Source organism: Streptomyces sp. NPDC030995 (genome assembly GCF_055571215.1).
Map to the genome: position 1 here is coordinate 89,437 of NZ_JBVIFS010000007.1, position 13,356 is coordinate 102,792.

Genomic DNA, 13,356 nt, shown 5'->3' on the forward strand with positions numbered 1-13,356 from the left:
CCGTCTAGAAGGGCCAGTAGCCGGAGTCCTTGCCCCAGTCGAACTTGATGCAGACCGACTGCTTGCCGACCAGCGCGGAGAGCCATTCGCCGAAGTTGAGCGGCACGCACCACTGCTTGGGGTCGTTGACCGGCGGCTTCTCCGGCTGCGGCAGGGGCTTCGGCGGGGTGGGCTGGGGCGCCGGGACGAGCGGGCTCGGGACGACGGGCGAGGGGGAGGCCGAGGGCTTGGGCACCTCGGGCGTCGGGACGAGCGGGCTGGGAGTGACCGGCGCCGGGGCCTCGGGGCTCGGGGTGACCGGGCTGGGAGTGACCGGCACCGGGATCTCCGGGCTCGGGGCGACCGGGCTCGGGGTGACCGGTGCCGGAGTGACCGGTGCCGGGACGAGCGGGCTCGGTGTCACCGGCAGCGGGACCTCGGGGCTCGGCGAAGCGGGCGAGGGCTTGGGGATCTCGGGAGTCGGGACCTGGGGAGTCGGGACCTGAGGCGTCGGGACCTGAGGCGTCGGGACCTGGGGTGTCGGCATCGGGATCGGGATCGGGATCTCGGGCGTCGGGACGACCGGAGTGGGTACGGCCGGCGTGGGCACCACGGGGGTCGGGACCACGGGCGTGGGCACGACCGGGGTCGGAACCACCGGGGTCGGCACCACCGGGCCGGGCAGATCGGGCCGCAGCGCGTCGCGGAAGACCTTCGCGGACTGCGGGTTCTGCTTGCACTGCCACACGCCGTGCGGGCAGTAGTCGGTGATGGTGTGGTAGAGCGGCTTCTGCTGCTCGATCCACTTCAGCATGCGCCGTACGTACTCCGGATTGTCCCCGCGCCGGAACAGCCCCCACTCCGGGTACGAGATCTCCTTGCCGTGTGCCTTCGCGAAGTCCACGTGCTGCTGGAGCCCGTACGGCTGGACGATCTGGTCGTCGAAGTCCCGGCCGGGACCCTGGTCGTACGAGTCCATGCCGATGATGTCGACCACGTCGTCGCCGGGGTAGCACTCGGTCCAGCCGATCGCGTCCTTGCCGCGGTTCGGGGCGAAGTCGAACTTGAACTTCTGCCCGGGCACCGAGCGCATCGTCGTGACGATGCGCTTCCAGTACCTCTTCCAGTTCTCCGGGTCCGGTGCGCAGCGGTGGGTGTAGGTGGTGCCGTTCATCTCCCAGCCGAGCACGATCACCGTGTCCGGGACGCCCAGCGACACCAGCCGCTCGGCGAGCCGCTCGAAGTGCAGGTCGTACCAGCCGAGCGCGCCCGCCCTGATCAGCCGGGCCACCCGGCGGTCGGGCACACGGCTCTCGTTCCGTGCCTGCATGGGCACGTTGAGGACGAAGATCCGGTCGTCCTCGGCCTGGCGCCATTCGGCCCAGTCCTCCAGGAAGGAGACCCTGCCCTCGATGCCGGCCCACTGGTCACCGGGCAGATAGGTGTGGCCGACCCGGATCTCCTTGCCGCCCAACCAGCGCGACAGGCGCGGGATCCGGCTCACCCCGCGCGGCCCGTAGTGGAGATAGGCGCCCATGGCGATGTCGGAGGCGGTGGAGCCCTCGGGCCGGTCCTCGACGGGCGCCGCGAGTGCGGCCCCCGTCGCGAGCAGTCCGGCCGTGACCGTACCGATGCAGGTGCTCGCCAGTCGGCGTCGTGGTCTGGGCATGGCGTCTCCCGAGCTTTCCTGAATCGGTGTGCTTACCAAAGACGTTAGGCATCAGATCTGACGAATGGCCTGTCCGGTGACTGCCGCATAGGCCATTCGCAGGTGCACACCACCCCCGCTTGGTCCGACTAGGTGAAAGACACCGTTGCCATGTACGCGCATCCCAACCACGTGCCCGCCGTTGTGCTCAGACTCGATCGCAATCCGTTCCACCACGGAACCCTCGGCGCCGTCAGATCCCTTGGCCGCAAGGGCGTGGAGGTCCATGCCGTCGTCGAGGCCGGGGGAGGTCCCATGGGGCGTTCGCGGTACCTGCGCGCCGTACATGCCGGGCCGGCCGGCGGGTTGGACCCGGAGGCGCCCGAGGCGTTGCTGGAGTGCCTGACCGGGGTGTCGGAGCGGATCGGCCGCCCGGCCGTGCTCTTCGCCATGGACGACCTGAGCGCCATCGCCGTGTCCCGGGTCGCGCCGATGCTCCGCGACCGTTTCCGGATTCCCCATCAGCCCGACGACCTGCCCGCCCGGGTGGCCGACAAGGCCGAGCTGTCCAGGCTCTGTTCGCGGTGGGACGTGCCGCACCCGGAGACCGTGATCCCGGCGAGCGGGGCCGAGGCGGCGGAGGCGGCCTGGCGGCTCGGGCTGCCGGTGGTCGCCAAGTGGAGCAGGCCCTGGCTGCTGCCCAGCGGGGCCGACGGGCTGCGGAGCACCACGCTGCTGCACACCCCCGCCGAGGCGCGCCGGCTCTACGAGCGTTCCGCCGAGGCCGGGAGCCGGCTGCTGCTCCAGCGGTTCCTGTCGGCCGGACCGGACACCGACTGGTTCTTCCACGGCGCCTTCGCGCGGGGCGGTCGTCCGCTCCTCGCGGGATCGGGCCGCAAGGAGATGTCCTGGCCGGTGCGGACGGGTCTGACGGCGGTGGGGCGCTGGCTGCCGGACCCGGCGGTGGAGGAGGCGGGGCTGCGGCTCGCCGAACGGCTGGGCTACCAGGGGATCCTGGACCTGGACTTCCGCCGGGACGAGCGGGGCGTCTTCCGGCTGGTGGACTTCAACCCGCGCCCCGGCGCGCAGTTCCGGCTGTTCACGGACGCGGCCGGGCTGGACGTCGTACAGGCGATGTACCTGGATCTGACGGGCCAACGGGTTCCGGAGCCCTCGGGCGGTCCGGGACGGGTGTTCGTCGCCGAGAACTACGCGCTGCTGGCGGCGGTCCGCGGCGGGTCGCTGCCCCGTCGCCGGGCGGCGCGCCCCGCGGTGTCCGCGCCGGCGGTCGCGGGCCAGGCGCCCACTGCCGGCGATCCGGCGTCCGCGACGCCGCCGGGCGGCCCCGCCGGGCCCGTGCGGGTGTGGCCGAAGGGCGAGCGGGGGCGGGTGGAGGCGGCCTGGTTCGCCGCGGACGACCTGCTGCCGTTCCTGGCGATGCTCTGGGCCCTCCTCCGGCGAGGGTTCGACAAGGGGGCGCGCGTCCTGCGGGGCGTGCCCGCGCAGGGCCGTCGCACCGCGCTCGCGGCGGTCCGGGCCCCCCGGCAGCGGGGGCGGGACCAGCCGCAGCAGGCCGCGCTCCCCCGACCGGCCCCGCCGGAGGCATCGGCCGAGCCGGACGAGCTGGTGACCCGTTGACCTTGCCCGGCGCGGCGGACGGGCCGGGTCGGTGACCATCGAGCTGGAGGAACGGCCGTGACGCGCATCGAGGACCTCGTGGTGATCGGCGCGGGCCCGTACGGGCTGTCGATCGCCGCCCATGCGGCGGGCGCGGGGCTCGACGTACGGCTGCTCGGGCGGCCGATGGCCTCGTGGCGCGACCACATGCCCGAGGGCATGTACCTGAAGTCGGAGCCCTGGTCCTCCAACCTGTCCGCGCCGGACGGGCGGCACACGCTCGCCGACTACTGCGCCACCCGCGGACAGGTCGCGGAACACGGCACTCCGCTGCCGATCGGCACGTTCAGCGCGTACGGGATGTGGTTCGCCCGGCACGCCGCGCCCGAGGTGGAGGAGGTGACCGTCACGGAGGTGACCCCGCAGGGCGACGGCTTCCGCGTCCGCACCGCCGAGGGACCGCCCCTGCTCGCCCGTACGGTCGCCCTCGCGGTCGGGGTGATGCCCTTCGTCCAGCACCCCGAGGCGCTGCGGGACCTCCCTCCCGACCACTACTCGCACAGCAGCGGCCACCGCGACCTGACCGGCTTCGCCGGCCGCGAGGTCGCCGTGCTCGGGGCCGGGCAGGCGGCCCTGGAGACCGCCGCCCTGCTCGCGGAGCAGGGTGCCCGGCCGTGCCTCGTCGCCCGGCGCTCCCGGCTGAACTGGAACACCGTCCCGCAGCCCCTGGACCGGCCCCCGCTGCGCGCCCTGCGCGATCCCCACAGCGGCCTCGGCACCGGCTGGCGCAGCTGGGTGTGGTCGGAGCTGCCCTGGGCGGTGCGCAGGCTGCCCGCGCCCACCCGGGAGCGGATCGCGGCGACCGCGCTGGGTCCGGCCGGCGCCTGGTGGCTGCGGGACCGCTTCGAGCGGCGCGTCCCCGTCATGCTCGGGCACCGGCTGCACCGGGCGGTGGCGGTCGGTGAGCGGACCCGGCTCGGCCTGTCCACCCGATCGGGGGAGTCCGTGGTCCTGGACGTCGCGCACGTCATCGCGGCCACCGGCTTCGCCCCGGACCTGGCCCGCCTGGAGCTGCTCGACGCGGGCCTGCGGGCCGCGCTGGAGACCGTGGGGAAGAGCAGGGCGCCGGAGCTGAGTGCGGGCTTCGAGTCCTCGTGGCCCGGGCTGTTCTTCGCGGGGCTGCTGACGGCTCCCTCATTCGGCCCTTCCATGCGATTCGTGCACGGTGCGGGCTTCACGGCGGGGAGACTGGTGAAAGGAGTCCTGCGGCGCCTCGGTTCCCGGGGTTCGCGGCCGGGCTCCACCGGTCTCGCACGGCTCGACCGGGCTGCTCCCCCCGGACACCTTCCCCGGCTACCGCTGGGAGGGGCTCCCAGGGGGTACTCCCAGGGCATCTGAAGACGTATCTGCGGTGAGATCCGCGGTGAGAGGGGTCCGTGATGAGCGCGGAGCGAGCACAGGGCCGCGGCTGGGTACGCATTCCGGCCAGTCGCGCGGAACAGCCCGCCACGGCCAGGACCGCCGAGTACGACCGTGCCCCGTACGGGGGCGCGTACGCCGGTCCGTACGCCGGTCCCCACGCGACGGGCTCCGCCACCGACCAGCCCACGATCTACCTCTCCGTCGTCGAGCGCTGGCGGCAGGCCGGGCGCACCCTTCCGGGGCATCCTGACGAGGAGTGGGAGCGGCTGATCTCCCAGCCGTGCTGGCCCGGCCGTTAGGTGGTGTGGATCGTGGCAGCGGCGGAGCGCGACGGCCCCGAGCCGGGTCGGCAGTCCCCCGTGACCGGTCCCGGGGAGCGGCTCGCGCTGAACGGCATGGGCAGTTTCGAGTGGGACCTGAGCACTGGCGCGGTGGCGCTGGACGAGGCCGGGATGGCCGTCCTCGACCTGGGGCCGGGGGAGTTCGACGGCACCCGGGAAGGGGTCGGGCTGCGCATCCGGCACGAGGACCGGGTCCGGCTGGCCGAGACCATCGCCGGGGTGCTGGAGGGCGGCGGGGACACGTACGGCTCGTACTTCACGGTGCAGCGGCGCGACGGCCGCGACCAGTGGACGCACACCTCCGGCCGGGTGCTGCGGGACGGTGCGGGGCTGCCGCAGCGGGTCGTGGGGATCGTCCGGGACGCGACGGCCGAGCTCGCCCACGCGACGCTGCTGCGCAAGCTGGAGGCGGCGCGCGCCCAGCAGACGACGATCGTGCAGCGGACCACGGAGGCCCTCTCGCGGGCGGTCACGGTCGACGACGTCACGGCCGCGCTGACCGGGGCCGGCGCGCTGGAGCGGCTCGGCGCGGACGGGCTGGCCCTGGGGCTGGTCGAGGGCGGCACCATCAAGATCATCGCGCTCAGCGGGGAGTCGCTGGAGATCCTCAGCGAGCGCAAGTTCACCCGGCTGGACGGTTCGCTGCCGCTGTCGCACGCGGTCCTCACCCGGCAGGCGCGCTTCGTCACCTCGCTCACCGAGCTCGGCGGGGAATTCCCGCTCCTCTCGGACTACCTGAACCGGATCCAGTTCGACGCGGCCGCCTACCTGCCGCTGATCGCCCAGGCCAAGGCCATCGGCGGACTGGTCCTCTTCTACCGGCGGCGCACCGAGTTCAGCCCCGAGGAGAAGAACCTCTGCCTGGGCCTGGCGGGCATCGTGGCCCAGTCGCTCCAGCGGGCGCTCCTCTTCGACCAGGAGCGGGAGTTCGCGACGGGTCTGCAGGCCGCCATGCTGCCGCGCCGGATCCCGGAGATCACGGGCGGGGAGATCGCGGTCCGCTACCACGCCGCCTGGAGCGGGCGGGAGGTCGGCGGGGACTGGTACGACGTGATCTCGCTGCCCCGCGACCGCGTCGGCATCGTGGTGGGCGACGTACAGGGCCACGACACGCACGCGGCGGCCATCATGGGCCAGCTGCGGATCGCGCTGCGGGCGTACGCGGGGGAGGGCCATCCGCCGTCCACCGTGCTGGCCCGGGCCTCGCGCTTCCTCGCCGAACTGGACACCGAGCGCTTCGCCACCTGCATGTACGCACAGGTGGACCTGGAGACCGGCGGCGTACGGGCGGTCCGCGCGGGCCACCTCGGGCCGCTGATCCGGCACACGGACGGGCGTACGGGCTGGCCCAATGTGCGCGGCGGCCTGCCGCTGGGGCTGGCCTCGGTCTTCGAGCAGGAGGAATTCCCCGAGACCCGGCTCGACCTGGTCCCCGGGGAGACCCTGGTGCTGTGCACGGACGGCCTGGTGGAGGAGCCCGGGACGACCATCACCGTCGGCATGGACGCCCTCGCCCAGGCGGTGCGCAGCGGCCCGCAGGGCGCCGGCGAGCTCGCCGACCACCTCTCCGACCGGCTCTGGGAGCGCTGGGGCTCCGGGGACGACGTGGCCCTGCTGGTGCTGCGCCGGGCCCCCGACCCGGGCACCCACCGGGCCCCGCGCATCCACCAGTACGTGCACCAGGCCGACCCGGAAGGGCTCTCGGAGGCCCGCTTCGCCCTGCGCCAGGCCCTGCGCGACTGGGGCATGCCGGAGCTCGCCGACGACGTGGAACTGGCGGCCGGGGAGCTGCTGGTCAACGCCCTGCTGCACACCGACGGCGGGGCGGTGCTGACGATGGAGGTACTGCCCGAGCCGGTCCGGCGGATCCGGCTGTGGGTCAAGGACCGCTCCAGCGTGTGGCCGCGCAGGCGCACTCCGGGCGAGTCGGCCACCACGGGGCGCGGGCTGCTCCTGGTGGACGCGCTGGCCACGCACTGGGGCGTGGAGTCCCGGGGCGAGGGCAAGGCGGTGTGGTGCGAGTTCGATGTGGGCGGCAGCCCCCGGAGCGTGGGGTGACCGGGCGCTCACCCCGAGTTGTGGGATGCGGGGGTCGGGGTGATGATGCGGACCATGGAACGGATCGCGTGATGAGGGGCCTGAGCAAGGGCGCCGTGACGGGCATCCTGGCCCTGCTCCTGCTGGCGGCCGGGGTGCCGACCGTCCTGGACCGCACGACGGGGCGCCCGCACGCGGACCCCGGGTGCCAGTCGACGGCCTTCATGTCGATGACGGACGTCACCCCCGAGTGCCGGTGAACCGAGCGCCGGTGAACCGAGCGCCGGTGAGTCGAGTACCGGCGCATCGAGTGCCGGCGCATCGAGTGCCGGCGCATTGAGTGCCGGCGCATTGAGTGCCGCGAGGTCTTCCGGCCGGTCCTGACCGGCCGGAAGACCCCGTGACGGTGGATCAGCGGCCTTCGATCAGCTCGATCTCCTGGGTGTCCTGCGCGACCGTGTCGACGGACCGCGGCATCAGGCCCGAGAAGTGGACCTCGTTGAGCTGGACCTCGGCCAGCGCCGGGCCGGAGTGGACGTGCGGGGTGAACCGCAGCGTGCCGGTGGCCTCCCATGCGTGCTCCTCCCCGTCGCAGTCCGCCTCACCGCCGCCGAAGCCGAGCCGGGTGCCGTCCTGGACGACGGCCGCCGCGATCTGGAGCTTCGCCCCCATGGGTGACGGGGAAGAGCAGTGGTAGGTGCCGAAAAGGGTGACCTTTCCGTCCTCGGAGATATGACCGTACGGCTGTACGGAAATTCCCTGGTCGAAAACAGTGGCGTTGGCCGGGGCGGTGAATACCGCCGTTGCGGCCAGTGCCGAGAGCGCCGCCAGGGCCATGCGGGAGCCGTGAATAGCCATCGTTCCTCCGGGTGGTTGTGGGCGGCGGGAATCCGCCGGAACGAATTGTGCTGGCAGGCGGGCGTACACACTCGCTCCGTGCACTCGTGTCGGTGTGTGCAATTGCCTGCTCGGGCGCGTGAGACTGGCCGAAATACATCCCCGAAGGGATCTCGCATGCGCCATTCCGTCACCGCCCGCTTCGTTCCCGGCCTCGCGCCCGTCCTCGCCGCCGCCCTCCTCCCGCTCCTCCTGTTCGGTGCCACCGCCTGCCAGAGCGCCCCCGAGGGCGCCGCGCTCGCCCCGGCCGCGGCCCCCGACGTCCCGGTGGACGACGGGGCGCCGGGCGCCGAGGACGCCGCACAAGCCCCCGCACGGACCGCCGCGAAGGCTGCCCATGTGGGTGAACCCGTACGGGTGGACGGCCGGCAGGTCGGCCGCCACCTCCAGATCGTGCTGGCCGCGTACGTGGACCCCGCGGTCAGCGTGGAGAAGAACTTCGCCCCGCCGGCCGGCAAGCGCTGGGTGGCCGCCTCGATGTCCTTCGTCAACGTGGGCGGGGCCTCGTACGGGGCGCTCGGACGCATGTGGGCGCACGACAGCGCGGGGAAGCGCCACCCGGTGGTGCCCACCGGTGAACTGACGACCGGCAAACCGCTCGTCTTCGATTCCCTGGAGGTCGGTGAGCGGGCCGATGGATGGGTCGTGTTCGAAATTCCGGAAAACGCGCGCATTGTGCGGCTCCAGTATCAGGATGCGAACGTTCGGACGAATTCCGGAGAAGGATTCTGGGCGGTCTAGCCCGCCCGGGTGAAAGGCCGTGAAAGGCTCGGGGGAGAGACCACTAGGGTGCGGCGCATGACTTCTACTCAAGCCGAAATCGACCGGTCCCAGCTCGGCACCCTTTCGGTGCTCGCCTGGATCGGCGACCCCTCCGAGGCGCACGACATCCCGTACCTCCTCGCCTACACCCTCGGTGACGGCCCGCAGGGCCGGGAGGCCGGTGAGGTGGCGGCCCGCGGGCTGCTGGAGGAGATCGGCCTGCCCATCGGCGACGTCGTCATGGACGGCACCCGCAACCCGGCCAACTTCCCGGTGCAGATCCTGCTGCAGGGCAACCAGATCGCGCTCACCCTGCCCGGGATGAACGCCAAGTGCACCGCCCCCGACGAGTGGGTCGCCGCGGCGGACGAGAGCGGGCAGGCGTACTTCCTCTTCGCCACGCGCGCCTGGCCGGAGGCGGTCCCCGGGCAGCCGGTCGCCCCGGAGACCCTGCAGGCGTTCGCGGGCGACGAGTCGGTGCTCACGGGCAGCGCCCACTGCGTCCTCGCCGTGCGGCGCCTGCAGAAGTAGCGGCGCCGCACGCCATGTGTTCCGGCCGCCGGGCTCCCAGCCTGCCCGGTGGCCGGTCCTTTGCGTTCAGGGCCGCTCGAAGGCGAACTTGAGCGAGCGGACCCGGTTGTCGAAGTTCGACCCCGCCAGGTCCGGCAGGCCCACCGCGCGCAGCCCGACCGGCCGGGTGAGCAGCTCGCGGAAGAGGGCCTTCATCTCCACCCGGGCCAGGTGCGCGCCCAGGCAGAAGTGCGGACCGCCGCCGCCGAATCCCAGGTGCGGATTGGGCGAGCGGGTGATGAGGAAGGCGTCGGGGTCGGGGAAGACCGCCTCGTCGCGGTTGGCGGAGGCGTAGTACAGGACCACCTTGTCGCCCGGATGGAACACGTGCCCGTCCATGGTGTGTTCGGCGGCCACCGTCCGGCGGAACTGGATGATCGGCGTCGAATGGCGGATCATCTCGTCCACCGCGCCGTCCGCGTACTTCTCGAAGTCCGAGAGCAGCAGGTCCCGCTGGTCCGGGTGATCGGTCAGCAGGGTCAGGCCGTGGGTGATCGCATTGCGGGTGGTCTCCACCCCGGCGACCATCAAGAGGGAGAAGAAGGCGCCGAGTTGGCGGGCCCCGAGGGCCTGGCCGTCGACGTTCGCGCAGACCAGTGCCGAGATCAGGTCGTCGGTGGGGTTCTTGCGCCGCTCCCGCCCGATGCCGGCCACCATCCGCTGCATGCGGGCCAGGGCGCGCAGCCCGCGGCCGGGCATCCGCAGCCGGGCGGCCAGGCCCCGCTCCACGCCGATGTTCTCGGAGGCGTGGTTGACGCGGTCGGCGATCTCGGCGCGGTAGCGCTCCGGGATGCCCATCATGTTGCAGATGACCTCCAGGGGCAGCCGGGAGGCCACCGCCGAGACGAACTCGTCGGGCTGCCCGTCCAGTACGTCGTCCACGATGCGGGTGGCCACGGCGTGGATGTCGGCCTCGGCGGCGGCCAGCAGGCGGGGCGTGAAGGCCCGCTGCACGATCTTGCGCAGCTGGGCGTGGTCGGGGCCGTCCAGATTGACCATCGAGTCCCCGAACAGCGCGCGGACCCAGCGGGCCGGCTCGGGGGTGGTCACGCCGGGGGCGCTGGCGAAGACCTTGGGGAGCCGGCTGGCCTCTTGCACCTGGGCGTGCCGTACGAGGGCCCAGTGGCCGGTCCCTTCGGGGACGAAGACGGGGGCGGTGGCCTCGCGGAGGCGGGCGAAGGCGGCGAGGCGGTGGGCGGGGGGCGCCTGCCAGAAGCCTGGCTCGGCCAGTTCCCTGCCGGGGTCTTCGCCGGGACGTTGTGCGGGGAGTGTCATGGCCTGCAAAACGGCGGCGGGGCGCAGGAGTGACGGTTCGGCGTGGCGCCGTTGTTTCAGCCCCGCCGGCGATCGAGGCGCGGGGTCTGGGGCGGAGCCCCGGCTCTCTGAGCCGCCAGGGTCATGCCGACCGCGACGGTCGCCGCCGCGACCAGGCCCGCGTACAGCACCGCGTACGCACCCGCCCACGTGCACGCCAGCACGACGAGCGCCGACACCGGCAGGGTCAGTTGCTGGGCCAGGCCGCGCTTGAAGTGGCGGGAGTGCAGGAACCAGACCATCAGGAGGAACAGTGCGGTCGGGACGGTCACGGCCGCGTTGGCCGCGAGCTGGGAGATGTGCGCCTTGCCCACCGCGTGCTCGACGGCGACCTCGATGCCCGCGCCGATCGCCGCGCCCGAGGCGAAGATCAGCAGGTGGCCGTAACCCCACGGGATCGCCTCGCGGTTGGACGTCAGCCGTTCGTGCATCGGCACCGCGAAGTAGATCCACCACGCGGCGAAGACGATCAGCAGTCCGCCGCCGGCGATCGGCAGCAGCAGGCCGAGCGCCTCGTGCTCGTCGACCGCCGACTTGACCGCCACCGTGGCCGCCGCGATCGTCTCGCCCAGCACGATGATGGTGAACAGGCCGTACCGCTCCACGATGTGGTGGGCGTGCCAGGGCGTCTCGTGCCCGCGTTCGGCGAGCGCCGGGACCAGCAGCTCCGCCGCGGCCAGCACGAGGAACAGCCACCGCTTGGCGCCGTCCGGGGCGAACAGCAGCCCCACCCAGCCGGCCTGACAGATCACCAGCCCGGCCGCGTACTTCAGCGCCGCCGCCCTGGCCTCGCCCTGCTCCCCGGCGGCGGCGCGCAGCCACTGCGAGGTGAGCGCGACGCGCATGATGACGTAGCCGATGACGGCGACGGTCCAGTCGTTCTCGTCGAAGGCCCGGCTCACCCCCGCCGCGTAGACGAGCACACCGGCGATCTGCACCAGGGTCGCGATCCGGTACGGCACGTCGTCCACGTCGTAGGCGGAGGCGAACCACGTGAAGTTCATCCACGCCCACCACACGCCGAAGAAGACGAAGAAGTAGCCGATCACGCCGGTCCCGGGATGGCCCTCCGCCAGCGCGTGCACCAGCCGGGCACCGGCCTGCGCGATCGCGACGACGAAGCAGAGGTCGAAGAACAGCTCCAGCGGGGTGGCCGCGCGGTGTTGCTCGTCGCGGCTGCGGGCGGTCATGGGGGTGTAGGCCATACCGGCCAGGAGACCAGAGGGACGGAAGTTCAGCAGGCCGGACGCGCTGCCCGCGGCGCCGCTGTGCCCCGGGCGGAAGATGCGCGGCGGGACCTTGTCCCGGCGTCGACAGTGCGTTCTCCTCTGCCGCCGGGGGTCCCGCGCGGCGGAGCCTGGAGGGGTCAGGACCCTTCTCGCAGTTACAGGACAGCCCATGAGTTCCGCCACGCAGGAAGCCCGGAGACCACTCGCGACGCCCGCCGATCCGGCGCAGTACCGCCCCGGTCGCACCATCACCCCCTGGACGCCGGAGGATCCGGCCTTCTGGCGCTCCACGGGCAAGAGGGTCGCGACCCTTCGCCGTGACGAGCGCGATGTGGGGCTTCGTGGCCTTCTACGCCTCGTGCGTGGTGGTGGCCTGGTGGTTCTACGCCCGCCCCGGAGCCGAGGCCCCCAGCTGAGGGGTGTCCCCAGGGCCTAGTCCTCCAGGCGGACGGGCATCAGGAGCGAGAAGGTGTCCTCGGTGTCGGTCCGGCGGATCGCCAGGGGAGCCTTGGGGGCGCCGAACTCCAGGATCAGGCGGTCCGGGGCTCCGGCGGCGAGGGCGTCCAGCAGGAAGTCCCGGTTGACGGCGACGTGGTCCTGGCCCTCGTCACCGTCCTCGCAGAGGGCGACGGCGCCGTCGGCCGTCACCTTGAGGACGCTGAGGGCCGACCCGCACTGCTCGCTTGCCCGGACGGGACCGCTTGCCACCGCCTCCCGGAAGGCCGGGACGTCGACGAGGGCGCGGCGCCCCGCGGGCAGGTGGACGAGGCGACGGTAGTCGGGGAAGTCGTGATCGAGGCACTGGCCGGCGGCCTGACGGTTCCCCGTCTCCAGGGCCACGCGGTCACCGTCCACGGTGAGCCGGACGGCTGGGTCGTCGCTCAGCAGCGCGCGCATCGCGTCGGCGAGGGGGGACGGCACGATGACCTGCACGCGGGGACCGTCATGGCCGCCGGTACCGGCCTGCCCGACAGCCATCCGGTACCGGTCGGTGGCCACGACACGGAGCGCCTCCCCCTCGATGTCGAACAGGACGCCGCCGAGCATCGGCAGCTCCGGGTCGGTACTGGCGGCGAACCGGACCGCGTCCAAAGCGGCCGCCAGCTCGGGCGCGGGGACGGTCAACCGGACGGAGGCGGTACGGGGCAAAGCCATGGATGTCTCCCTGCGTTCGAGTAGCGCTCGGACCGTGGAGAACTCGCTGCGGGCATCGGACAGCCCCTCTTCCAGGCGGCGCAGGTGCCCCTGGAGCAGTTGCCGCACCAGATCGGTGTCGGCACCGGACCAGCCGGCCAGCACCAGCCGGATGTCCGCCAACGGCATGCCCGCCCGGCGGAGCCGGGCCAGCAGCCGGGCCTCTCCGAGCTGGTCGGGGCCGTACCAGCGGTAGCCGCTGACCGGGTCCACCCAGGCCGGGACCAGCACGCCGGCCCCGTCGTAGAACCGCAGGGCGCTCACGCCCAGTCCGCTGTCCCGAGCCATCTCACCGATACTGCGCATCTCGCTCTCCACACCCGGAACTCTGAGCCCTGAACCAGGT

At 72.9% G+C, this 13,356-nt stretch carries 12 protein-coding genes and 1 pseudogene; 7 read left to right on the forward strand and 6 right to left on the reverse strand.

Annotated features, from left to right (window positions below; all coding sequences use genetic code 11):
* Positions 1–4 precede the first annotated feature (4 nt).
* Positions 5–1,648: a glycoside hydrolase family 26 protein gene (locus ACZ45T_RS14005; protein WP_468440815.1), complete on the reverse strand. Its 1,644-nt coding sequence runs from the start codon at positions 1,646–1,648 to the stop codon at positions 5–7.
* A 294-nt stretch (positions 1,649–1,942) separates the two neighbouring features.
* Here ACZ45T_RS14005 and ACZ45T_RS14010 point away from each other — a divergent pair, with 294 nt between their 5' ends.
* The 5 genes from ACZ45T_RS14010 (at position 1,943) to ACZ45T_RS14030 (ending at position 7,304) form a co-directional block, all read left to right on the forward strand.
* Positions 1,943–3,265 carry a carboxylate--amine ligase gene (locus ACZ45T_RS14010; RefSeq protein WP_468440817.1) on the forward strand — a complete coding sequence of 441 codons (1,323 nt, stop codon included), beginning with the start codon at positions 1,943–1,945 and terminating at the stop codon, positions 3,263–3,265.
* Positions 3,266–3,331: 66 nt separating this feature from the next.
* On the forward strand, positions 3,332–4,642 hold the full coding sequence (locus tag ACZ45T_RS14015; RefSeq protein ID WP_468441120.1) for an NAD(P)-binding domain-containing protein: 1,311 nt from the start codon (positions 3,332–3,334) through the stop codon (positions 4,640–4,642).
* Between the two features lie 41 nt (positions 4,643–4,683).
* Positions 4,684–4,965, forward strand: a complete 282-nt coding sequence (locus ACZ45T_RS14020) for a hypothetical protein (protein ID WP_468440819.1) — start codon at positions 4,684–4,686, stop codon at positions 4,963–4,965.
* Between the two features lie 12 nt (positions 4,966–4,977).
* Positions 4,978–7,065 (forward strand): SpoIIE family protein phosphatase, encoded by a 2,088-nt coding sequence (locus ACZ45T_RS14025; protein WP_468440821.1) that lies wholly within the window; start codon positions 4,978–4,980, stop codon positions 7,063–7,065.
* 71 nt (positions 7,066–7,136) lie between these two features.
* Positions 7,137–7,304 carry a hypothetical protein gene (locus ACZ45T_RS14030; RefSeq protein WP_468440823.1) on the forward strand — a complete coding sequence of 56 codons (168 nt, stop codon included), beginning with the start codon at positions 7,137–7,139 and terminating at the stop codon, positions 7,302–7,304.
* Here ACZ45T_RS14030 and ACZ45T_RS14035 read toward each other — a convergent pair.
* Both ACZ45T_RS14035 and ACZ45T_RS14040 read right to left on the reverse strand, forming a co-directional pair.
* A pseudogene (locus ACZ45T_RS14035) lies at positions 7,285–7,350 on the reverse strand (pentapeptide repeat-containing protein); the annotation flags it as partial. The gene ACZ45T_RS14030 and the pseudogene ACZ45T_RS14035 overlap by 20 nt on opposite strands.
* Positions 7,351–7,455: 105 nt before the next feature.
* Positions 7,456–7,902, reverse strand: coding sequence for a DUF6299 family protein (locus tag ACZ45T_RS14040; protein ID WP_468440825.1), 447 nt, complete (start codon positions 7,900–7,902; stop codon positions 7,456–7,458).
* Positions 7,903–8,058: 156 nt separating this feature from the next.
* Here ACZ45T_RS14040 and ACZ45T_RS14045 point away from each other — a divergent pair, with 156 nt between their 5' ends.
* Both ACZ45T_RS14045 and ACZ45T_RS14050 read left to right on the forward strand, forming a co-directional pair.
* Complete coding sequence (locus tag ACZ45T_RS14045; RefSeq protein ID WP_468440827.1) at positions 8,059–8,682, forward strand: DUF4352 domain-containing protein; 624 nt, start codon at positions 8,059–8,061, stop codon at positions 8,680–8,682.
* A 57-nt stretch (positions 8,683–8,739) separates the two neighbouring features.
* On the forward strand, positions 8,740–9,234 hold the full coding sequence (locus ACZ45T_RS14050; RefSeq protein ID WP_468440829.1) for a DUF5949 family protein: 495 nt from the start codon (positions 8,740–8,742) through the stop codon (positions 9,232–9,234).
* Between the two features lie 66 nt (positions 9,235–9,300).
* Here ACZ45T_RS14050 and ACZ45T_RS14055 read toward each other — a convergent pair whose 3' ends face one another.
* The 3 genes from ACZ45T_RS14055 to ACZ45T_RS14065 form a co-directional block, all read right to left on the reverse strand.
* The gene (locus tag ACZ45T_RS14055; RefSeq protein ID WP_468440831.1) at positions 9,301–10,548 is read right to left on the reverse strand and encodes a cytochrome P450; all 1,248 of its coding nucleotides are present in this window, start codon (positions 10,546–10,548) and stop codon (positions 9,301–9,303) included.
* 56 nt (positions 10,549–10,604) lie between these two features.
* On the reverse strand, positions 10,605–11,792 hold the full coding sequence (locus ACZ45T_RS14060) for a low temperature requirement protein A (protein ID WP_468440833.1): 1,188 nt from the start codon (positions 11,790–11,792) through the stop codon (positions 10,605–10,607).
* Between the two features lie 456 nt (positions 11,793–12,248).
* Positions 12,249–13,316 (reverse strand): DNA polymerase III subunit beta family protein, encoded by a 1,068-nt coding sequence (locus ACZ45T_RS14065; RefSeq protein WP_468440835.1) that lies wholly within the window; start codon positions 13,314–13,316, stop codon positions 12,249–12,251.
* Positions 13,317–13,356 lie beyond the last annotated feature (40 nt).

What these genes read in the sequence shown, in the direction of transcription:
- ACZ45T_RS14005 (WP_468440815.1), bottom strand. Translation starts at nt 1,648, where the DNA reads ATGCCCAGACCACGACGCCGACTGGCGAGCACCTGCATCGGTACGGTC.
- ACZ45T_RS14010 (WP_468440817.1), top strand. Translation starts at nt 1,943, where the DNA reads ATGGGGCGTTCGCGGTACCTGCGCGCCGTACATGCCGGGCCGGCCGGC.
- ACZ45T_RS14020 (WP_468440819.1), top strand. Translation starts at nt 4,684, where the DNA reads ATGAGCGCGGAGCGAGCACAGGGCCGCGGCTGGGTACGCATTCCGGCC.
- ACZ45T_RS14030 (WP_468440823.1), top strand. Translation starts at nt 7,137, where the DNA reads ATGAGGGGCCTGAGCAAGGGCGCCGTGACGGGCATCCTGGCCCTGCTC.
- ACZ45T_RS14040 (WP_468440825.1), bottom strand. Translation starts at nt 7,902, where the DNA reads ATGGCTATTCACGGCTCCCGCATGGCCCTGGCGGCGCTCTCGGCACTG.
- ACZ45T_RS14045 (WP_468440827.1), top strand. Translation starts at nt 8,059, where the DNA reads ATGCGCCATTCCGTCACCGCCCGCTTCGTTCCCGGCCTCGCGCCCGTC.
- ACZ45T_RS14050 (WP_468440829.1), top strand. Translation starts at nt 8,740, where the DNA reads ATGACTTCTACTCAAGCCGAAATCGACCGGTCCCAGCTCGGCACCCTT.
- ACZ45T_RS14055 (WP_468440831.1), bottom strand. Translation starts at nt 10,548, where the DNA reads ATGACACTCCCCGCACAACGTCCCGGCGAAGACCCCGGCAGGGAACTG.
- ACZ45T_RS14060 (WP_468440833.1), bottom strand. Translation starts at nt 11,792, where the DNA reads ATGGCCTACACCCCCATGACCGCCCGCAGCCGCGACGAGCAACACCGC.
- ACZ45T_RS14065 (WP_468440835.1), bottom strand. Translation starts at nt 13,316, where the DNA reads ATGCGCAGTATCGGTGAGATGGCTCGGGACAGCGGACTGGGCGTGAGC.